At 71.5% G+C, this 20652-nt stretch carries 20 protein-coding genes and 1 pseudogene; 16 read left to right on the forward strand and 5 right to left on the reverse strand.

The genetic code is table 11. The features are described from left to right. Positions 1-126 precede the first annotated feature (126 nt). On the forward strand, positions 127-1062 hold the full coding sequence (gene mshD, locus ACWGJY_RS30995; RefSeq protein WP_453264183.1) for a mycothiol synthase: 936 nt from the start codon (positions 127-129) through the stop codon (positions 1060-1062). Between the two features lie 226 nt (positions 1063-1288). Here mshD and ACWGJY_RS31000 read toward each other — a convergent pair whose 3' ends face one another. Beyond that, positions 1289-1939, reverse strand: a complete 651-nt coding sequence (locus ACWGJY_RS31000; protein WP_453264184.1) for a GNAT family N-acetyltransferase — start codon at positions 1937-1939, stop codon at positions 1289-1291. A gap of 105 nt (positions 1940-2044) precedes the next feature. On the opposite strand from ACWGJY_RS31000, the gene ACWGJY_RS31005 reads away from it, so the two are divergent. The 5 genes from ACWGJY_RS31005 to ACWGJY_RS31025 all read left to right on the forward strand — a co-directional run bounded on the left by ACWGJY_RS31005 (position 2045) and on the right by ACWGJY_RS31025 (position 8893). Then, complete coding sequence (locus ACWGJY_RS31005) at positions 2045-3154, forward strand: ATP-binding cassette domain-containing protein (RefSeq protein ID WP_453264185.1); 1110 nt, start codon at positions 2045-2047, stop codon at positions 3152-3154. Then, positions 3151-4242 carry an ABC transporter permease gene (locus ACWGJY_RS31010; RefSeq protein ID WP_453264186.1) on the forward strand — a complete coding sequence of 364 codons (1092 nt, stop codon included), beginning with the start codon at positions 3151-3153 and terminating at the stop codon, positions 4240-4242. Before ACWGJY_RS31005 ends, ACWGJY_RS31010 begins: the two co-directional genes overlap by 4 nt. Before the next feature lie 547 nt (positions 4243-4789). After that, entirely contained in the window at positions 4790-7072 is a 2283-nt protein-coding gene (locus ACWGJY_RS31015) for an RNA degradosome polyphosphate kinase (protein WP_453264187.1), read from the forward strand. Further along, entirely contained in the window at positions 7035-8477 is a 1443-nt protein-coding gene (locus tag ACWGJY_RS31020) for a CHAD domain-containing protein (RefSeq protein ID WP_453264188.1), read from the forward strand. The genes ACWGJY_RS31015 and ACWGJY_RS31020 overlap by 38 nt, the downstream gene beginning before the upstream one ends. After that, on the forward strand, positions 8474-8893 hold the full coding sequence (locus tag ACWGJY_RS31025; protein WP_453264189.1) for an NUDIX hydrolase: 420 nt from the start codon (positions 8474-8476) through the stop codon (positions 8891-8893). Before ACWGJY_RS31020 ends, ACWGJY_RS31025 begins: the two co-directional genes overlap by 4 nt. 70 nt (positions 8894-8963) lie before the next feature. Here the strand turns inward: ACWGJY_RS31025 and ACWGJY_RS31030 are convergent, their stop codons facing one another. Next, a complete protein-coding gene (locus ACWGJY_RS31030) occupies positions 8964-9464 on the reverse strand; it encodes a hypothetical protein (protein ID WP_453264190.1) in 501 nt (166 codons plus the stop codon). A gap of 476 nt (positions 9465-9940) precedes the next feature. Between ACWGJY_RS31030 and ACWGJY_RS31035 the strand changes: the two genes are divergently transcribed. From ACWGJY_RS31035 to ACWGJY_RS31045, 3 genes are all read left to right on the forward strand, one after another. Next, entirely contained in the window at positions 9941-10213 is a 273-nt protein-coding gene (locus ACWGJY_RS31035; protein WP_453264191.1) for a hypothetical protein, read from the forward strand. Positions 10214-10227: 14 nt separating this feature from the next. Further along, positions 10228-10806: an HD domain-containing protein gene (locus ACWGJY_RS31040; RefSeq protein ID WP_453264192.1), complete on the forward strand. Its 579-nt coding sequence runs from the start codon at positions 10228-10230 to the stop codon at positions 10804-10806. A 301-nt stretch (positions 10807-11107) separates the two neighbouring features. After that, positions 11108-11434: a histone-like nucleoid-structuring protein Lsr2 gene (locus ACWGJY_RS31045; protein WP_453264193.1), complete on the forward strand. Its 327-nt coding sequence runs from the start codon at positions 11108-11110 to the stop codon at positions 11432-11434. Positions 11435-11826: 392 nt separating this feature from the next. Here the strand turns inward: ACWGJY_RS31045 and ACWGJY_RS31050 are convergent, their stop codons facing one another. Beyond that, positions 11827-12693: a class I SAM-dependent methyltransferase gene (locus ACWGJY_RS31050; RefSeq protein ID WP_453264194.1), complete on the reverse strand. Its 867-nt coding sequence runs from the start codon at positions 12691-12693 to the stop codon at positions 11827-11829. A gap of 246 nt (positions 12694-12939) precedes the next feature. Between ACWGJY_RS31050 and mshA the strand changes: the two genes are divergently transcribed. Together mshA and ACWGJY_RS31060 are read left to right on the forward strand one after the other, a co-directional pair. Then, positions 12940-14310 (forward strand): D-inositol-3-phosphate glycosyltransferase, encoded by a 1371-nt coding sequence (mshA, locus tag ACWGJY_RS31055; RefSeq protein ID WP_453264195.1) that lies wholly within the window; start codon positions 12940-12942, stop codon positions 14308-14310. After that, entirely contained in the window at positions 14303-14845 is a 543-nt protein-coding gene (locus ACWGJY_RS31060; protein WP_453264196.1) for a YbjN domain-containing protein, read from the forward strand. The genes mshA and ACWGJY_RS31060 overlap by 8 nt, the downstream gene beginning before the upstream one ends. A gap of 20 nt (positions 14846-14865) precedes the next feature. Here ACWGJY_RS31060 and ACWGJY_RS31065 read toward each other — a convergent pair. Next, positions 14866-15386, reverse strand: a pseudogene (locus ACWGJY_RS31065) (MFS transporter); the annotation flags it as partial. 254 nt (positions 15387-15640) lie between these two features. On the opposite strand from ACWGJY_RS31065, the gene ACWGJY_RS31070 reads away from it, so the two are divergent. The 3 genes from ACWGJY_RS31070 (at position 15641) to ACWGJY_RS31080 (ending at position 17019) form a co-directional block, all read left to right on the forward strand. Beyond that, positions 15641-16402, forward strand: a complete 762-nt coding sequence (locus ACWGJY_RS31070) for a phosphoglyceromutase (protein WP_453264197.1) — start codon at positions 15641-15643, stop codon at positions 16400-16402. 174 nt (positions 16403-16576) lie between these two features. Then, entirely contained in the window at positions 16577-16825 is a 249-nt protein-coding gene (locus ACWGJY_RS31075) for an SCO4226 family nickel-binding protein (protein WP_453264198.1), read from the forward strand. Continuing rightward, positions 16822-17019 (forward strand): hypothetical protein, encoded by a 198-nt coding sequence (locus ACWGJY_RS31080; protein ID WP_453264199.1) that lies wholly within the window; start codon positions 16822-16824, stop codon positions 17017-17019. Before ACWGJY_RS31075 ends, ACWGJY_RS31080 begins: the two co-directional genes overlap by 4 nt. Before the next feature lie 298 nt (positions 17020-17317). Here ACWGJY_RS31080 and phoU read toward each other — a convergent pair whose 3' ends face one another. Continuing rightward, positions 17318-17995 carry a phosphate signaling complex protein PhoU gene (gene phoU, locus ACWGJY_RS31085; protein WP_453264200.1) on the reverse strand — a complete coding sequence of 226 codons (678 nt, stop codon included), beginning with the start codon at positions 17993-17995 and terminating at the stop codon, positions 17318-17320. Positions 17996-18556: 561 nt separating this feature from the next. Between phoU and ACWGJY_RS31090 the strand changes: the two genes are divergently transcribed. Together ACWGJY_RS31090 and ACWGJY_RS31095 are read left to right on the forward strand one after the other, a co-directional pair. Further along, entirely contained in the window at positions 18557-19879 is a 1323-nt protein-coding gene (locus ACWGJY_RS31090) for a sensor histidine kinase (RefSeq protein WP_453264201.1), read from the forward strand. Further along, the gene (locus ACWGJY_RS31095) at positions 19876-20556 is read left to right on the forward strand and encodes a response regulator transcription factor (RefSeq protein WP_033266349.1); all 681 of its coding nucleotides are present in this window, start codon (positions 19876-19878) and stop codon (positions 20554-20556) included. The genes ACWGJY_RS31090 and ACWGJY_RS31095 overlap by 4 nt, the downstream gene beginning before the upstream one ends. Positions 20557-20652: the final 96 nt, after the last annotated feature.

A 20652-nucleotide genomic window follows, 5' to 3' on the forward strand; every position in this document is an offset into this window, starting at 1 on the left:
ACGGCAGCTTATTGTCGACGCGCGTAGCGCAACAGGGGTCGCCGGGTGACGAGCTGGTTGCCGGGGAGGGGCGAGGAGCGCGGGTGGTGCCCGTCCGGGAACCCGGCAGGGCCGTACGCTTCACACATGACTGACGCTGCACAGGAGAGGGGCCGGGCCGGCCGCCGGATCCAGGTGGTCGACGAGCTCGCGCCGGAAGAAGCCACGGCCGCCCTTGAGCTGATCGAACGGGCCGCGCGTACGGACGGGCAGCCCGCCGTGTCCGAGCAGGGGCGGCTGCAGCTGCGCGGAGGCGCGCGCGCGGGCGTGCGCCATGTGCTGGTGTACGCGGGCGACGAGGCCGAGGAGCTGGTCGCGTACGGGCAGCTGGAGGACACCGATCCGGTGGAGGCCCCGGCCGCCGAGCTGGTGGTGCACCCGGGGCACCGCGGCCGCGGGCACGGCCGGGCGCTGGGCGGCGAGCTGCTGGAGCAGTCCGGGCGGCGGCTGCGGGTCTGGGCCCACGGGGGGCACCCGGCCGCCCGGCACCTCGCCCAGACCCTGGGGCTGACGATGTTCCGGGAACTGCGGCAGATGCGGCGCTCGCTGACGGACCTGGAGCTGCCGGAGCCGGTGCTCCCCGACGGGGTGTCCGTACGGACCTTCCAGCCGGGCACCGATGACGCGGCATGGCTGGAGGTGAACGCGGAGGCATTCGCCCACCACCCGGAGCAGGGCTCGCTGATCCAGCGCGATCTGGACGACCGCAAGGCCGAGGCGTGGTTCGATCCGAAGGGCTTCTTCCTGGCGGAGAAGGACGGGCGGCTGACCGGCTTCCACTGGACCAAGGTGCACGCCGACGAGGGCCTCGGTGAGGTCTATGTGCTCGGGGTGCGGCCGGGCGCCCAGGGCGGCGGCCTGGGCAAGGCGCTGACCTCGGTCGGGCTGCGGCATCTGGCCGGTCAGGGGCTGCCGACGGCGATGCTGTACGTGGACGCGGACAACACGGCGGCGGTGAGCGTGTACGAGCGGATGGGCTTCGCCACGCACGAGACGGATCTGATGTACCGCTCGGAGACGTGAGACCGGGCAGCGGGGAGCCGGACGGAAGTCCGGAGGCGAAACCGGGCGGGAGGCCGGGCGGGCGTTCAGGGACGAGGCCCGACGCGGGGCCGGGCGGGCGTTCGGGGACGAGACCGGATGCGGGGCCCGACGCGGGGCCCGACGCGAGACCGGACACGGGGCCCGACGCGAGACCGGCCGGACGATGAATGACGCGGGGCGGACCCACGAGGGTCCGCCCCGCCGGTCATGGTTCCCGCGTACGCTCCGCCTGCTGCGCCCGCCACTCGCGCGCCAGCATCGCGTAGACGACCTCGTCGGTCCACTCCCCGTCGAGGAACTCGTTCTCCCGCAGATGGCCCTCCCGGCGCATCCCCAGCCGTTCGAGCAGCCGGGCCGACGCGGTGTTGCGCCCGTCCAACTCGGCCTGGATGCGGTGCAGGTGCAGCTCCTCGAAGCCCAGTTTCAGCAGTGCCCGGCTCGCCTCGGTGGCGTAGCCGTGGCCGGCGTGGTCCGGGTGGAAGACATAGCCGATGCCGCCCTGGCGGTGCTCGCGGCTGGTCCACACGAAGGTGACATCGCCGACCAGGACACCGTCCCCCATTGCCTCACGGGCAGGGGAGGTGCCCCCATCGCGGACGACGACGGCGAGCTGGAGGATGTCGCCGGACTCGCGCAGCGTGGTGCGGGTGGCTTTGGTGGCGACGGAGGCCCGGGACCCGGCCTCGTCCAGGGGGCCCCAGTACAGATAGCGGCAGACCTCGGGGCGGCGCTGGTAGGCGTGTATCGCGGCGAAGTCGTCGTGGGTGACGGGGCGCAGGTCCAGCCGCGCGGTGCGTATCGGGTAGTCGGGGGTGTACGGCAGTGGCGGTGCCGCGGGCGTGGAGGGTGTGGACACGCGGTCAGCGTACTCAGCCGAGGTTGACAGGTGCAGCCCACTTCCCCCACCCTTTCACTACTTAATTAGTGGAATGACTCGGGAGGGGGGCAGGCGATGCGGCCGATGGCCACGGAAGAGGTGACCGGCCGGGCCTCGGGGCGCACCGCCGTCGAGGCGATCGGCCTCGGCCGGCGGTACCGTCGCCGCTGGGTGCTGCGGGACTGCACCTTCCGGCTGCCGGCCGGCCGTATCTGCGCGCTGGTCGGGCCCAACGGGTCGGGAAAGAGCACCCTGCTCTCGCTCGTCTCCGGTCTGACCCGCCCCAGCGAAGGGGCCGTACGGATCGGCGGCGTGCTCCCGGCCACCGCCGCGGGCCGTGCCCGGGTCGCCCATCTGGCCCAGGGCAAGCCGTTTTACTCACGGCTCACGGTCGCCGAGACGCTGCGGCTGGGCCGCGAGCTCAACCCCGGCCGCTGGAACGAGCGGTGCGCCGAGCGGATCCTCCGGGAGGGCGGAGTGCCCCTCGAAGTCCGGGCCGGCGCCCTCTCCGGCGGGCAGCGCACCCGCCTCGGGCTCGCCCTCGCCTTCGCCACGAGCCCCGAACTCCTGCTGCTCGACGAGCCGTTGGCCGATATCGATCCGCTCGTACGGCACCGGATCGCCGCGCTGCTGCTGGCCCAGGCCGCCGAACACGGCACCACCATCGTGCTGTCGTCGGATCTGCTCGCCGAACTGGACGGGGTCTGCGACTACCTGGTGCTGCTGGGCGGCGGCCGGGTGCGGCTCGCGGGCGAGATCGATGACCTCATCGGGGCGCACGCCCTGGTGATGGGGGAGCGCCGGGACGGGGCGCTGCCGCCCGAGATCGCGGCGCACACGGTCATCGACACCCAGACGTCGGGGCGTCACTTCACCAGCGTCGTACGGCGGAAGGGCACGGTCGCCGCCGGGCCCTGGGAGACCGTGGAACCGTCCCTGGAGGAACTCCTGCTGGCCCATCTCCGTGCGTCCGACGCACCTCCACTGATCGCGCCGAGCGCGGAGCCGGTCCCGGCGCGATGGCGCCGCCGGCCCGGCAACAAGCCGGGAATCCCCGGCATACCGCGCAACGGAACGCCCGGCCCGGCAGGGCGGCCCGTCGGGCCCGTCGGGCCCACAGCCCGGGAAAGCCCGCCGGACGGCGCACAGAGCACACGGCACGACCACCACAGCGGCAAGGGAGCGGCGGCATGACCACCACGGCACACCTCGGCACGAACGGCCATGGCACGAACGGCGACGGCACGAACGGCCACGGCACGAACGGCGACGGCACGGCGGGCGATCCGGGCGGGACCAGGGAAGCGGGCGGCCGCCCGCTGCTGGGCGGTCTCGTCTGGCTGGTGTGGCGGCAGCACCGGCTGGTCTTCGGCGTGCTGCTGGCCGCGGCCGTCGCCGGCGCGGTCTGGTGCGTGGTGCTGCGCGGCCAGATGGCCGGGTTCATCGACGCCCACCACATCGCGGGCTGTTCGCAGATCTCCCTTGTCCCCCGCTGCGCGCACACCCAGGAGGCGGTCACCGAGTTCCGCAACACCTACCACTCCTCCATGCAACTCGTGGAGGTGGGGCTGCTGTTGCTGCCGGTGCTGATCGGCCTGTTCCTCGGTGCCCCGCTGATCGCCCGTGAGCTGGAGGCCGGCACCCACCAGCTCGTCCTGACCCAGTCGGTCGGCCCGCTGCGCTGGCTCACGGCGAAGACCGCCCTGCCGGCGTTGGTTGTGTGCACCGCCACCACGGCGTTCTCGCTGGCCTTCGGCTGGCTCTGGCAGGTCGGCGGCGACGAGGTCTCCGGCTCCTACTGGTACTCCATCGCCGGCTACCAGGCGCTGGGCCCGATTCCGGTCGCTTACTCCCTGCTGGCCCTGGCGGTCGGCGTACTGAGCGGGCTGCAGCTGCGCCGCACGGTGCTGTCGATGGGCGTCACCCTGGCCGTCATGGTGACGGTGCAGATTGCGCTCTCCCAGCTCAGGCCGTATCTGCTGCCGACCGTGACGACCGAGTCCGGGAACGGGCACCCGCCGGCTCAGCTGCCGGACAACGCCTGGCTCGTGGGACACGGGAACTACACCGGCTCGGGCGCCCGGGTGCCCGCCTCAGTGTGTAAGCCTTCCCCCGGCTATCACACCTGTCTGCGCGAGCACGGTGTGGCCGGCCAGTACATGGACCACCACCCGGTGTCGCATCACTGGCCGCTGGCCTGGATCGAGTCCGGGATCGTGCTGGCGCTGACGGCGGTACTGACCGTGATCGCCTTCCGGGTGATGCGGCGCCGGCACGGCTGAGGGCGGCGGCACGGACGGCTGAGGGCGCAGGCACGGCTGAGGGCGGTGGCAGGGCTGAAACACGCGGTCCCGGTGGCGGCGGGGGCCGCGGGGGCCGCGCAACAGGCGGAAAGCCGGGAGGCGGGCTCCGGCCGGGAGACGGGCCCGGCCGCGTGGCGGGCTCCGGCCGCGTGGCGGGTCCGCACCCCGGGAGGGACCACACGTGTGACAAAGCCTCCCCCGGGGGAGGCACAGGGGGACACGGCCCGCGAGCGGGGCCCGGCCCCGGGGCGCGGGCCACACCGCCCCAGAAGGCGCCCCGGGCGCGGACACGGCCCCCGGCCCCGGCAACAGCTCCCGCAACAGCCCCCGGCCGGCCCGGAAAACGCCTGGGAGTAGCACCCCGCTTGCCTGTCAGCCATATCCGCGTTACCGGCGATTCAACGTCGCTTGCGAGCATCGGTGAATGCAGCCCGCTGTGCCGAACGCCCCCCACCCGAGGCTCCATCTCGCGCCGCCGCCCTCTCCTGACGCGCCTGGAACCCCCCGGACGCGGAAGAATAAGGTCATGAACCAGCAGCCCAGCGCTCAGGCACAGGTCCCGCCCGAGAGGCCGACCCCGCAGCCCCCGCGGGCCGCGGGCCCCTCGGCACAGCCTTCCGTGGGCTCCATCGCCGCGCACCGCCCGCAGGCGGTCCGGGGCACGGTCCCCGGCCTGGAACCCGACCTGGATGCGGATCCCGACGCCTATGAGGACCAGGGCGTGGTCGGCGCGGACGGCGAGGAGCTGCCCGGCGACCGGTTCCTGGACCGCGAGCGCAGCTGGCTGGCCTTCAACGAACGGGTGCTCGAACTGGCCGAGGACCCGGCCACCCCCCTCCTCGAACGGGCGAACTTCCTGGCGATTTTCGCCAGCAACCTGGACGAGTTCTTCATGGTCCGGGTGGCCGGACTCAAGCGACGGATAGCCACCGGCGTCGCCACCCGCTCCGCGTCCGGATTCCAGCCCCGCGAGGTGCTGGACCTCATCTGGACCCGCTCGCGCGAACTCATGGCCCGGCACGCCGCCTGCTTCCAGCAGGACATCGCCCCCGAGCTGTCCGACCAGGGCATTCACCTGATCCGCTGGCCCGAGCTGACCGAGAAGGAGCAGGCCCGCCTGTTCACCCTCTTCCGTCAGCAGATCTTCCCGGTGCTCACCCCACTGGCCGTGGACCCCGCGCACCCCTTCCCGTACATCTCCGGCCTCTCGCTCAACCTCGCCGTCGTCGTACGCAACCCGGTCAGCGGCCACGACCACTTCGCGCGGGTCAAGGTGCCCCCGTTGCTCTCCCGCTTCCTGGAGGCCTCCCCGCAGCGCTACGTCCCCATCGAGGACGTCATCGCCGCCCACCTGGAGGAGCTGTTCCCGGGCATGGAGGTGCGTGCGCACCACATGTTCCGGGTCACCCGCAACGAAGACCTGGAGGTCGAGGAGGACGACGCGGAGAACCTTCTCCAGGCCCTGGAGAAGGAGCTGATGCGACGGCGCTTCGGACCGCCGGTCCGCCTGGAGGTCGAGGAGTCCATCGACCCGGCCGTGCTCGATCTGCTCGTCCAGGAGCTGAAGATCTCCGACGCCGAGGTCTATCCGCTGCCCGGCCCGCTGGACCTGACCGGCCTCTTCGGCATAGGAGCGCTGGACCGGCCCGAGCTCAAGTACCCCAAGTTCGTCGCCGGCACCCACCGTGACCTCGCCGAGGTGGAGTCGGCCTCCGCGCCGGACATCTTCGCCGCCCTGCGCGCCCGCGACGTCCTCCTCCACCACCCCTACGACTCCTTCTCCACCTCCGTGCAGGCGTTCCTGGAGCAGGCCGCCGCCGACCCGGACGTGCTCGCCATCAAGCAGACGCTCTACCGCACCTCCGGCGACTCCCCGATCGTCGACGCCCTCATAGACGCCGCGGAGTCCGGCAAACAGGTCCTCGTCCTCGTCGAGATCAAGGCCCGCTTCGACGAACAGGCCAACATCAAGTGGGCGCGCAAGCTGGAGGAGGCCGGCTGCCATGTCGTCTACGGCCTGGTCGGCCTCAAGACGCACTGCAAGCTCTCCCTCGTCGTCCGCCAGGAAGGCGAGATGCTGCGCCGCTACTCCCATGTGGGAACCGGCAATTACCACCCCAAGACGGCCCGGCTCTACGAAGACCTCGGGCTGCTGACCGCCGACCCGCAGGTCGGCGCCGACCTCTCCGACCTCTTCAACCGGCTCTCCGGCTACTCCCGCCGCGAGACCTACCGCCGTCTCCTGGTCGCCCCCAAGTCCCTGCGGGACGGCCTGATACAGCGCATCAACAAGGAGATCGCGAACCAGCGGGCGGGCCGGCCGGCCTACGTCCGTATCAAGGTCAACTCGATGGTCGACGAGGCCGTCATCGACGCGCTCTACCGTGCCTCCCAGGCCGGTGTCCCGGTCGACATCTGGGTACGCGGTATCTGCGCGCTGCGCCCAGGAGTCCCCGGCCTGAGCGAAAACGTCCGCGTCCGCAGCATCCTCGGCCGCTTCCTGGAACACTCCCGGGTCTTCGCCTTCGGCAACGGCGGCGAGCCCGAAGTCTGGCTGGGCAGCGCCGATATGATGCACCGGAACCTGGACCGCCGGATCGAGGCACTGGTACGGGTCACCGACCCCGCGCACCGCGCCACCCTCAACCGGCTGCTGGAGACGGGGGTGTCGCACGGCACGTCCTCCTGGCACCTGGGTCCGGACGGCGACTGGACCCGGCATGCGGTGGACGCGGACGGCGTGCCGCTGCGCAACGTACAGGAAATGCTCATTGACGCCCGGAGGCGCCGGCGTGGCCCAGCGACATGACCAGCCGGCCGGAGGGCCGACGGGTCTCATCGGAACCGGATACGAGCCCGGCGGAGCGCCCGGAGCCCGTTCCGCGGTGGTGGACGGCCCGTACGGAAGGGACGACGGCACATCCGGGCGGGACGGCGCCCCCTACGGGCCGGACGGCGCCCCCTACGGGCGGGACGGCGCCTCGTACCGGCCGCCGATGACCCACGGCTCCACCGCCGACGACGCCACCGGCCTCGGCCTCGGCCCCGGCCCCGGCAGCGACATCGGCACCGCCCTCGCCGCCCGCACGGCCGAGGAGGTGCTCGCCGGCTATCTGCACCAGCAGTCGGCGGACTTCCTGCGCAGCCTGCGCCTGCACCGGGAGAGCGGTTCGGACGCGGAAGGCGCCGGCGAGGCCGCCTGGCAACTGCGCCGCGCCGCCCGCCGGATCAGCGCCACCCTGTACACCTTCCGCCCGCTGACCGAGGAGGCCTGGGCCGACCAACTCCGCTCCGAGCTGGGCTGGTTGTCCGGCACACTGGCGCGCGAGCAGGCGCTCGCGGCGCGCCGGGAGCGCCTGATGACGGCACTGCAGCGGCTGACGGGCCGCGGCGAACGCCTCGACCGCGCCGACCGGAGCGACCGCCAGGGCCGGCCGGACCGCGGCAAACGGGGCGACCGTACGTCCAGGGGCTCCGCCACCGGCCCGGCCGCCTCGACCGCCGGTGCGTCCCCCACCGCGTCAGCAGCTCCCTCCGCAACCGCATCATCAATTCCCTCCGCAACTCCCTCCACCGACCCGGATCCCGACGGCGCCCTGTCGGCCGGCGCGGCGCGGGCCGGAGCACTGCTGGACCGCCAGCTCACCCTGGCCCGCACCCGCGCCCACTCCGCCGCACTGCAGGCCCTGGGCTCCTCCCGCTTCCACGCCGTCGCCGACTCCGTGGCGGTACTCGCCTCCGAGGCGCCGTTGGCCCGTACGACCACCGAGCTGCCGGCCGCCGAGGCGCTGCCGCCGCTCGCCGAGCAGGCGCACCGACGGCTCGCGGAGGCGGTCGCCACGCTGCCGCTGTCCCGCGCGGGCTACCCGTACAACGCCGCGGCGCTCGCCGCCGACCAGCGTCAGGACGCCCCCTGGCACCAGGTTCGGATGCTGGTACGCCTGAGCCGCTACGCCCGGGAAGTGATCGCGCCGGAGTACCCCGACCCCCGGCTGGCGGAGGGCGGCCGGGCGCTGGAGTGGCACCGCGACGCCGCGGAGGCCGCCGCCGCAGCCGCCGCCGCGGCCCGCACCCCCCGGATCGCCCCGGCCACGGCGTACGCCCTCGGGGTGCTGCACGCCGACCAGCGACACGAGGTGGAGGCGGCCCGGTTCGCCTTCGGCCGGGTGTGGCTGCCACGGCCACCGGAACGGAAGAGCGGGGTGATGATGTGACCGTGCCTCAGAAGCCCATTCGAGCAGCGGGATGTGTCCTGTGGCGTCGCACGGCGTCCGAGGACGGACTGGAGATCGCGCTCGTCCACCGCCCCAAGTACGACGACTGGTCCCACCCCAAAGGCAAGCTGAAGCGCGGCGAGGACGCGCTGGCCGGCGCCGTGCGCGAGGTGGCGGAGGAGACCGGCATGGAGTGCCGGCCCGGCGCCCCGCTGCCCACCTCCTCCTACCTCGTCAACGGCCAGCCCAAGCAGGTCCGTTACTGGGCGGCAGAAGCAGTCGCCGGCGCCTTCACGCCGAACAGCGAGGTCGACCGCATGGTGTGGCTGTCGCCCGCCGAGGCCCGCAGCCGCCTCACCCAGGAACGTGACCGTCCCCTCGTGGCCGCCCTGCTCGCCGCCCTGCACTTGGCCTGAAGGCGCGGGGCGGGCTGCGGGGCGTGGACGGCCCGTGCCGGGAAGACACGGGCCGCAGAGCGAGTACCGCTCACAGAGGCCAGGCGTTGTCCGGCTCGTCGAGCCAGACGTGCTGGCCGTCGGGGGTCACAGTGAGGCCGAACCGGTCATGTCCCGGGCGGCCGCTGTCGACCCACCAGCGGTACGCAGTCTCCACCTCGTCCCACAGCCGGCGCGGTCCCGACTGCCACACTGTCGCTTCGGCGCCATCCCGGAACATGACGCACGCCCATGACCTGTCGGTGAGGCCGTAGAACCACACCGGCCGCGCGCCCTGCCGCTTGTCGGCGACGGATTGCGCGCACTGCGGGACGCGGAGCCCCAGCGCGAACGGCAGAGCCGAGAAACGGCCCGTGACGAATTCCTCCTCGGTGAGGGGCGTGGTGGACTTGTCGGCTGCTTCGACTCCCCGCTCGGGGACGTACTCGCTGTGATCGATCGGCCGACGGCGCTGCGCCCTGGCTTTCATGAATTCGACCGGATGCCCGAACGTGCCGCTCGCGATGCCGTCGCCGACGCGCAGGCGAACCACGGCACATGATCGCCTGGGCCGTGGACGGCGCTCCGCCCTCAGCGCTACGCCGCCCATCTCCTTCCCGGCGCGGCCCAGTAGCGGCAGCCCCGCTCATGGGGACCCAAGAGCGGAGCGTCTTTTTCGCGAATCTGCGGAACGTGGTCGAAGCCGCTGCCGGAGCAGGTGGCGGCCGCGCTCTCCTCCGCCGGCAGGCGCTGTATCTCACCAGCTACGACCGCAGCCCAGAGGCCAACTCCTGGACTGCGCACGCCCTCCATGCCCGCCGGGGGTTCGTCGCTGTACGGGGAGGGTCGCCGCGTTGGGCGGAGGCCCGTTCCGCCGCTACCGCCCTTGCACGCCGCGGCGACCCCGTGCCTCTGCTGGACTTCATCGATGGGTCGATTGTGGACGACGATGCCGCAGAGGCTGCGAACCTGAACTATTGGGCCTACTGGATGGGTGTCCTCAGGGAGCCCCAGGCCGACGACGCTTTCATGTCTGACCGTGATCTGACCGGCTGGGACCCGGCAACCCTCCTTCGAGGGCTGGCTCAGGGCTTCCAGGAGTCGCCGGGCTATGCCGACCTGTACGCCCATTCCCTGTGGGCACTGCTGACGGCTCACCCGTGGCTGCCGCATGCCTCGCCCGCACTCGCCCGTACGCTCGCCGACCGCGTCGCCAGGATGCTCGACGACGGCTTGATCTCCCCACGATCCCGGCACGAGCTGAGCTTCGTGCATTACGTTCTACGCGATCACCAGCACTGACACCGGAGGTCACCATGGCGGACGAGACGATCAACGCACGGGGCACAGCGGGATACCTCCTTGAGATGGGGATGCTCAAGCGGGCCAAGCGGTCCGGCTGGTGGATCGCCGGCGTCAAAGACCCCGAAAGCATCGCCGAGCACTCGTTCCGGGTGGGCATCATTGGCGCGGTGCTGGCAATGATGGAAGGCGCCGACCCGGCGAAGGTTGCCCTGATGTGCCTGTTCCACGACACTCAGGAAACCCGTGTCGGCGATATCCCGCACATCGGTCGGCGCTACCTGACAGCAGCTTCGAACGAGAAGGTCACCGCCGACCAGGTATCTGCCGCTCACCCCGCTGTGACCTCCGGAGTTCAGCGCGTCGTCGACGAGTACGAGAACGGCGACTCCACCGAGGTTGTCGTGGCCCACGATGCCGACAAACTCGAATGTCTCGTACAGGCCGTCGAGTACCGCGAGCAGGGGTGCAGCATCGTTCAGAATTGGATTGACACCAGCTTGGCGAGCCTCAAGACGGCATCGGCGCAGGCCCTTGCGGAGGCCGCGCTGAACATGCCGTCGATCGAGTGGCAGCAGACCTACCTGCGATGACCGGTCCTCGTGCCTTACGTCGGCCGGTCCGCGTGCCGGTGCGGTGCGCACGCCACGGTGCGGCGGGCACCCACCGTGTGGGCCGCACCTGTCCCCGGCCGGCATCTCCCCTGCCGGATTCCGGGTCAGGGGCAAATGGGTCATGTCCCCCTCAAGTCTCTCAATATTCTGCGCAACTCCCTGAAGCGCCACCAGCTGCAACGAGGGCCGGCTCGGAGGATTTTCCCCGTCAACCAGGTCGTCGCACCAGCAGGCCGGGGAAAGGGTCGGTGACCCTATTTCATGGGCTTACACTGCCTGCATGGCACAGAAAGTAATCACCATCTTCACGGACGACCTCACGGGCGAAGAGTCCACCGAGGCCGCCACGCACACTCTTTCTCTTGACGGTGTGACTTACGAGATCGATTTGAGCCCGGACAGCTACGACCAGCTGCTGGAAGCCGTTGGGCCGTTCTTGAAGGCCGGCCGCAAGACCGGGAAGGCCCGTAAGCCGCGTAAGGCGGCGGCAGGCGGCAATGAGGACACTGCCGCGATCCGGGCCTGGGCCAAGTCGAGCGGCTACAACGTCAGCGACCGCGGGCGGGTGCCCGCTGAGATTCGTGAGGCGTACCAAAAAACCAAGTGAATTTTTTGGATATACCGGAAGCCCCTCACCGTGCGTGAGGGGCTTCTTTGTGCCCGATTCCGGCAAGGCTGCCTGCCCGTAGCGGGCGGCGGTAGCCAGGCGCTGCGGGGAATGGAAAGGAACAATCAAGAAGCGATTCTTTTCCGGGGCAATCCGAACGTCGTCGCCGCTGCGGTGCATTGCGGGACAGAAGGAGAGAGACCGGCAGGTCGAACTTCTGGCTCTCCAGGCCGGCCCGCGAACTGGCGGAGAGACCGCGGCCGGAGAGCCGGCCGGCGCTGAGCGGCCCCCAGGTCAGCACGCTTATGCCGGAGCGCTGTGCGCCCGCGCCCGCCATCTCCGACTCCATCGGATGCCGGCGGCCGGGACGAGGTCGTCGCACCGCACTGTCCCTACGGACGAGTGCTTCCCCCTGCACCGCCACCCCTGGGGGCAAGCGCCTCCCACCGCACCGTGACCTCCCCCTGGCGGCGGCGCCGCGGATCGCCGGTCAGCGGCCAGTCCGCGGCGAGGGCCTGTACGGCGGCGCGCCACCGCTGGCGGGCGCCGAGGGTGCCGAGCGGGGCGGCGGTGGCCCAGGCGCGGTCGAAGTCCCGGAGGAAGGCATGCACCGGCTCGCCCGGCACATTGCGGTGGATCAGTGCTTTCGGGAGGCGTTCCGCCAGGTCAGAAGGTGTGTGAAGGGAGCCGAGACGGGCGGCGAAAGTGACCGTGCGCGGCCCCTCGGGGCCCAGCGCCACCCAGACGTGCCGCCGCCCGATCTCGTCGCAGGTGCCCTCGACCAGCAGTCCGCCTGGCGCCAGCCGCGCGCACAGCCGCCGCCACACGGCGGCCACCTCGTCCTCGTCGTACTGCCGCAGCACATTCGCGGCCCGGATGAGGACCGGTGCCCGTTTGCCCCGGCCTTCCGGCAGCGGCACCTCGAAGCCGCCGTGGAGGAAGTCCAGCCCCGGCCGCTCGTACGGCCGGGCGGCCTCGACCCGCGCCGGATCTATCTCTATGCCGACGACCCGGGCGTCCGGGCGGACCGTACGCAGCCGGCCCAGCAGCTCCACCGCGGTCCAGGGAGCGGCGCCGTAGCCGAGGTCGACGGCCACGGGGTCGGCGGTGCGGCGCAGCTCGGCGCCGTGTTCGGCCGCTATCCAGCGGTCCATCCGGCGCAGCCGGTTGGGGTTGGTGGTCCCACGGGTGGCGTTTCCGACGGGCCGGGACGGCGGGGGTATCAGCGTGGCGGCGGAGACGGCAGGGCGGCGGACCATGCCATCGAGGGTATGGGGTGACCGCGGGACAGCCGCCCGCCGAGGCCGCGGGACAGCCGCCGCCCGCCGAGGGAACAGGCCGCCCGCCGAGGAAGCAGGCCGCCCCGCCGCGTCGGCCATGGCCCCTACATGGTCACGCTTTGGCAAAGTGCGGCCAGAGCCTGCCGGACGGAAATGGATGGCCGGCGTCTGTTGTTGGAGGGGGTCGGAGGCGCGCCGCCCGCCCCGCCTAGGAGGTAGCTCGACGTGAGCCCACACGTGTCCCGGCTCCGCAGTCGGCCCCATGGCCAGTTCCCGGGCCAGGCCCGGCTGCGACGGCCCGGCAGCGTGCGCCGTCCGCGCCGGGTGGCCATGCTCAGCGTCCACACCTCCCCGCTGCACCAGCCCGGTACGGGCGACGCGGGCGGCATGAACGTCTACATCGTCGAGCTGGCCAAGAAGCTCGCCTCGATCAACATCGAGGTGGAGATCTTCACCCGTGCCACCACCGGCACCCTCCCGCCCGCCGTCGAGCTCGCCCCGGGCGTCCTCGTCCGTCATGTGGACGCCGGTCCGTACGAGGGCCTGGCCAAGGAGGAGCTGCCCGCCCAGCTGTGCGCCTTTACCCATGGCGTGATGCAGGCCTGGGCCGGCCACCGCCCCGGCTATTACGACCTGGTGCACTCCCACTACTGGCTCTCCGGCCATGTCGGCTGGCTGGCCGCCGAGCGCTGGGGTGTGCCGCTGGTGCACGCCATGCACACCATGGCCAAGGTCAAGAACGCCGCGCTGGCCGTGGGCGACACCCCCGAACCGGCCGCCCGGGTGATCGGTGAAACGCAGATCGTCCGTGCCGCGGACCGCCTGATAGCCAACACGGCCGAGGAGGCGGACGAGCTCGTCCGTCATTACGAGGCCGAGCCCGGCAAGGTCGCGGTGGTGCACCCGGGCGTCAACCTCGACCGCTTCCGGCCCGCCGGCGGTGAGGTCGCCGACAGCCGGGCCGCCGCTCGTGCCCGCCTCGGCCTGCCGCAGGACGCGATCATTCCGCTCTTCGCCGGCCGTATACAGCCGCTGAAGGCCCCCGACATCCTGCTGCGCGCCACCGCCGCCCTGGTGACCGAGGACCCCTCGCTGCGTTCCCGCCTGGTCGTGCCCGTGGTCGGCGGGCCCAGCGGCAGCGGCCTGGCCAAGCCCGAGGGACTGCAGAAGCTGGCCGCCCGGCTCGGCATCGCCGACCTGGTGCAGTTCCGCCCGCCGGTCGGCCAGGAACAGCTCGCCGACTGGTACCGCGCCGCATCCGTGCTGGTCATGCCCTCGTACAGCGAATCCTTCGGCTTGGTCGCCATCGAGGCCCAGGCCTGCGGCACCCCGGTCGTCGCGGCCGCGGTCGGCGGTCTGCCGGTGGCCGTACGCGACGGCGTCAGCGGCTTCCTCGTCGCCGGCCACGACCCGGCCGATTACGCCCGCGCCCTCGGCCGCTTCGTCGCGGACCCGGCCCTGCCGACCCGTATGGGCACCGACGCCGCCCGCCACGCCCAGTCCTTCGGCTGGGACACCGCCGCCGCGGCGACGGGCGACGTCTACGCCGCCGCCATGCAGGAGCACCGCCGTCACCTACGATCCCTCCATGGGTGACGAGCGAGCGATGAGCGGTGCCGGGAACACCACGGCCGAGGCGGTTCCGACGGCGCAGGCCGTGATCGAGCGGACCCTGGCCGACGCCGAGCTGGAATGGGAATCGCCCTCCGACGGCAGCTACGTGATCAAGCTGCCCGGCACCCGCAAGCTCTCCACGACCTGCTCACTCATCGTCGGCAGGCACTCCCTGTCCATCAACGCCTTCGTCGTCCGCCACCCCGACGAGAACCACGAGGCCGTGCACCGCTGGCTCCTCGAACGCAACACCCGTCTCTACGGCGTCAGTTACGCGATCGACAAGCTCGGCGACATCTACCTCGTCGGCAAGCTCCCGCTGGCCGCCGTCACCCCCGACGAGCTCGACCGCATCCTCGGCACGGTCCTGGAGAACGCCGACGGCAGCTTCAACACCCTGCTGGAAATGGGCTTCGCCACCGCCATCCGCAAGGAGTACGCCTGGCGGGTATCCCGCGGCGAATCCACCCGCAACCTGGACGCCTTCACCCATCTGACGCAGGGTCCGTCCGCGTAGCCGTGCCCACGGCGTGTGCCTTACGCCACTGGCTTGCCCGCCCTCGTCTGCTCGGCCGCACCTGCCGGTGCCCCGATCTGCGCTCCGGGCACCGGAGCTGACGCCGTATCCGCCACCCGGGCCGCCCCCTTCCCTTCCCCGGACACGGTTCCCACCCCCATCCCCATCCCCATCCCCCTCCCCGGCCCCGTCCGCCCCGGCAGGCTCCGCAGCAGCAGCCCGTAGCCCAGAGCGGCCACCGTGCCGACGACCGCGCAGCCGGCCCACAGCGCGTCGGCGCCGTAGTGGTCGATCGCCAGGCCGCCGACAGAGGGGCGGTCAGGGAGGCGACGGACCAGGACAGGGAGTACATGCCCTGGTAGCGGCCACGGCCGTGGAGGGGGGAGAGGCGTACCACCAGGCCCATCTGGGTGGGGGAGTTGATGATCTCGCCCAGGGTCCAGACGGCGACGGCGACCGCGTACATGGCGACCGAGCCCGCCAGCGCGGTCAGCCCGAAGCCGTAGCCGGCGAGCAGGGCCGAACCGATGAGGAGCATGGCGGAGCCGGCGGCGCGGCGGGCCGGGCGCCGCTGAGGTGTGAGCGGTGGGCGCGGAGTAGGAGCACGGGCGCAGCTGAGGCGTGAGCAGTGAGCGCGGAGCGCCGGGCGGGTAAGTGGCGACAGCCGCGATTGCCACCTACATACCGGTCGGTCCCCGCCGCCACTCATTTGGCAGGAAGCGTCAAACGGCGACGGAAAGCCCAGGTCCTGGACCCGCGCAAGGCGCCGTGCGGACTTGGATTACGCTCGACGCCATGGCCGACGCACCGTACAAGCTGATCCTCCTTCGCCATGGCGAGAGCGAGTGGAACGCGAAGAACCTGTTCACCGGCTGGGTGGACGTCAATCTCAACGAGAAGGGCGAGAAGGAGGCAGTCCGCGGCGGAGAGCTGCTCGAGGACGCCGGCCTGCTCCCCGATGTGGTGCACACCTCCCTCCAGAAGCGCGCCATCCGCACGGCGCAGCTGGCCCTGGAGGCCGCCGACCGGCACTGGATCCCGGTCCACCGCAGCTGGCGGCTGAACGAGCGCCACTACGGTGCGCTGCAGGGCAAGGACAAGGCGCAGACACTGGCCGAGTTCGGCGAGGAGCAGTTCATGCTCTGGCGCCGCTCGTACGACACCCCGCCGCCCGCGCTCGACCGCGACGCCGAGTACTCCCAGTTCTCCGACCCGCGCTACGCCGGCCTCCCGCCGGAGCTGCGCCCGCAGACGGAGTGCCTCAAGGACGTCGTCGTCCGTATGCTCCCGTACTGGTTCGACGGCATCGTCCCGGACCTCCGCGCCGGAAAGACGGTCCTGGTCGCCGCCCACGGCAACTCGCTGCGTGCCCTGGTCAAGCACCTCGACGGCATCTCCGACGAGGACATCGCCGGCCTCAACATCCCCACCGGCATCCCGCTCGCCTACGAGCTGGACGCCGACTTCCGCCCCGTCAACCCCGGCGGCACCTACCTCGACCCGGAGGCCGCCAAGGCCGCCATCGAGGCAGTGAAGAACCAGGGCAAGAAGAAGTAGCACCCAGCTCCGTACGGAGCGGTGTAGAGCCCCCTGTCGGCGGATTCCCGCCGGCGGGGGGCTTTGCATTGGGTGCGTCGTGGGCTGCGGCCCGGGTCTGTGGATGCGGCCTGGGGCGGTGGATGCAGCATGGAAGAGGGGCCGTATTCATCTGCAACCGGAAGGATGAGCGTGATGCCCAAGTTCATGGATATCCATCACGGTATGAAGGGGCTTACGCCCGACCAGCTCAACGCGGCGCACCAGGCCGATCTCGCCATTCAGAGCGAGGAAGGTGTCACCTTCGAAGCTGCCTGGGCCGACACCGACTCCGGCGAGGTCTTCTGTTTGTCGGAAGCGCCCTCGGCGGGAGCCGTGCAGCGTATCCACGAGCGCACCGGCCATAAGGCGGACGAGATCCATCCGCTGTCGGTCAGCATGTGACCCGGCTCCGCGGCAGGGCCGGGGCCGATGAGCAGGCAGCGCCGACCCGTGAGCAGGACGGTCCGGGCAGTGACCGGAACATGATCGCCGACAAGGGCATCAAGTGGCAGCGGCCCCGGCCGGAAGAACAACCGGTCGGGGCCGCTGTGGCGCTGTGCCGTAGTGGCGTCGTGCCGAGTGGCGTCGTGCCGTGACGGTCGCTAGCAGCTGCCGCCGCACTGGCACGGCCCGCCCGACTGACAGCCGCAGCTGCAGCCGGAGCCGCAGCCGCAGGCGCCGAGCAGAGGGAGCAGGGGACGCTCGACGGTCGTCGGGGCGTCCTGCGCGGGGCTGGGGGAGTCCGCCATGGGTGCCATGAATTGCCTCCTAGGGGTCACCTGGTGCCCCATTGCATGCCCGGGTGACGAGGCGCGTCAACGGCGCGCGGAGGCACACGTCAACGGCGCACGGCGGCTCAGGGAGCGGACTCGCGCCCTCCGCCCGTCGCCGTGGCTACGCGCCGTCCACCGCCGCCGGCGGGGCGATCTCGTCGGCGTGCTCACCGGTCACGAGGTAGACGACCCGCTTGGCGACGGAGACCGCGTGGTCCGCGAAGCGCTCGTAGTAGCGGCCCAGCAGGGTCACGTCCACGGCAGTCTCGATGCCGTGCTTCCAGCGGTCGTCCATCAGGTGCTGGAAGAGGGTGCGGTGCAGCATGTCCATCGCGTCGTCGTCCTGCTCCAGCTGCAGCGCGAGATCGACGTCCTTGGTGATGATGACCTCGGCGGCCTTCGCCATCAGGCGCTGCGCCAGCTGCCCCATCTCCAGGATGGTGGCGTGCAGATCCTGCGGAACGGCCGTCTCCGGGAAGCGCAGCCGGGCCAGCTTGGCCACGTGCTGGGCCAGGTCGCCGGAGCGCTCCAGGTCGGCGCTCATCCGCAGCGAGGTGACGACGATCCGCAGGTCGGTGGCGACCGGCTGCTGCCGCGCCAGCAGGGCGATCGCGCGGGCCTCCAGATCGCGCTGGAGGTCGTCGACCTTCTCGTCGGCGGCGATGACGTTCTCGGCCAGCTTGAGGTCCGCGTCGAGAATCGCCGTGGTGGCGCGCCCGATCGCGGAGCCGACGAGCCGGGCCATCTCGACCAGGCCCTCGCCGATCGAATCCAGCTCCTCGTGGTACGCGTCCCGCATCTGTGACCTTCTCTCGCATCGATGTGGTGGTGTGGCGTGTGCGTGTGTGGGGGTGGGGGTGACGGGAGGGGGAACGGGGTGCAGGTGACCTGCGCCCACGCTCTCACGGCCGGTGCCCGCGCGGTCCGTACCCGTGAGGGGCGGTGCCCCACGGAGCCGGTACTCCGTGGTGCCGGTGCTCCGAAGGGGCCGGCGCCCCGCGGTCGCTCAGCGTGTCCGGCCGCGCGTCGGTGCGGAACCGGTTCGGTGCCCGCACCGTCACCCTGCGGGCACCGCGCGACCTGCGGTGCCACCGGGGGTGAACCACTGCCGACGTGAAGGTGAACTCTGGGCGACGCATCCACGGCCCCGGGGGCTGCCCTGCGGTTCACCTGGCCGGGGGCCGCGGTGGCAGGGCGCTCGCGGAGGTTTCCCTAGGGACATCCGGCGGGCAGCCGCAGGATGCGTACCGGCCTGCGGAGTGAACCGGTACCGACGCCTCGGTGAACTCTGGGCGACGGGTGTTCGAGCAGAGCCTCTGACGGCTGGGGAAGTGTCCGACCCGGCGCATAACCTGGAGTCATGAACGTGGACGCGGCCGTCGCCGCAGTGGCTGCGATCGCCGGGCTCTGTACCGGTGTCTTCGCCATGCTGGCGTTCCGCTGGAGCGAACGCGACCAGGCCAAACCCACCCGCACCTCGCTGCACACGGACGCCGTGCTGCCGCCCGGGGTCGACACCGTGCTGTCGGTGCTCCGCTCCTCCGCAGTGGTCCTCGACGAGGCCGACGCCGTCGTCAAGGCCAGCTCCGCCGCCTACGCCCTCGGGCTGGTCCGCGGCGGCAAGCTCGCCGTCGAGCCGATGATGCAGATGGCCCGTGACACCCGCAGGGACGGCGAGATACGCCAGGTCGAGCTGGATCTGCCGCGCCGCGGCACCGGTCGCGGCGAGGCCCTCGCGGTCTCGGCCAGAGTCGCCCCGCTCGGCTCCCGGCTCGTCCTGCTGCTGGTCGAGGACCTCACGGAGGCCCGCCGGATAGAGGCGGTCCGCCGTGACTTCGTGGCCAACGTCAGCCATGAGCTCAAGACGCCCGTCGGCGCCCTGTCACTGCTCTCCGAGGCAGTGATGGACGCCAGTGACGACCCCGAGGCCGTCGAGCGCTTCGCCGGCCGGATGCAGAACGAGGCCACCCGCCTGACCAACCTGGTCCAGGAGCTCATCGACCTCTCCCGGGTGCAGAACGACAACCCGCTGGAGGACGCCGAGCCCGTCCGGGTCGACGAGCTGGTTGCCGAGGCGATGGACCGCTGCCGCCAGCAGGCCGGCGCGAAGCAGATCACCATGGCCAGTTCCATCGGCGGGCCCGACGGGTCCGCCACCCGGGGCGTTGCCGGGCGACACGAGGGCGGCACCGCTGACCTGCACGTATGGGGAAACCGCGGCCAGCTCGCGGCCGCCCTGGGCAACCTCGTCGAGAACGCCGTCAACTACTCCCCGGCACGCACCCGCGTCGGGATCGCCGGGCGCCATGTCTCCGCGCCCGGTGGCGACCTGATCGAGATCGCGGTGACCGACCAGGGCATCGGGATATCCGAAAAGGACCGGGACCGCGTCTTCGAGCGGTTCTACCGTGTGGACCCGGCGCGCTCGCGCGCCACCGGCGGGACCGGCCTCGGCCTCGCCATCGTCAAGCATGTGGCCGCCTCGCACGGCGGGGAGGTCACGGTGTGGAGCGCTGAGGGACAGGGCTCCACCTTCACCCTGCGTCTCCCGGAAGCCGGAGCCGTACGCGACCGCGAACGGCCCGCCGACCTCTCCGCGGAGGGCCTCGACGACGAGGACCGCCCGTACGAGACCTTCAACGATCCGCTCCCTGCTCACCCAGCCCCGGAGGTCCTTCCGTGACCCGAGTGCTTGTCGTCGAGGACGAGGAATCGTTCAGCGACGCACTGTCGTACATGCTCCGCAAGGAGGGTTTCGAGGTCGCCATCGCGGCTACGGGCCCTGACGGACTGGACGAGTTCGAGCGCAACGGCGCCGACCTCGTTCTGCTGGACCTGATGCTGCCGGGCCTGCCCGGCACCGAGGTCTGCCGCCAGCTGCGTGGCCGCTCCAATGTCCCGGTCATCATGGTGACCGCCAAGGACAGTGAGATCGACAAGGTCGTCGGCCTGGAGATAGGGGCCGACGACTACGTCACCAAGCCCTTCTCCTCCCGCGAACTGGTCGCCCGCATCCGCGCGGTGCTGCGCCGCCGCGGCGAGCCGGAGGAGGTCACTCCGCAGGCCCTGGAGGCCGGCCCGGTCCGGATGGACGTGGACCGCCATGTCGTCACGGTCGCCGGCGGCAAGGTCGATCTGCCCCTGAAGGAGTTCGACCTCCTGGAGATGCTGCTGCGCAACGCGGGCCGCGTGCTGACCCGTATGCAGCTCATCGACCGGGTCTGGGGCGCCGACTACGTGGGCGACACCAAGACCCTTGATGTGCACGTCAAGCGGCTGCGCGCCAAGATCGAGCCCGACCCGGGCGCACCGCGCTACCTCGTCACGGTCCGCGGTCTGGGGTACAAGTTCGAGCCGTAAAGTTCGAGCCGTAAAGGCAGCGTGAGCAGGACAGCAGCGGCCCGCCCGTCCCGTGGCGGGCCGCAGCTACGCGTCAGGGGCGCCCCTCCGATCCCC

It is taken from the genome of Streptomyces sp. NPDC054765 (genome assembly GCF_053612065.1).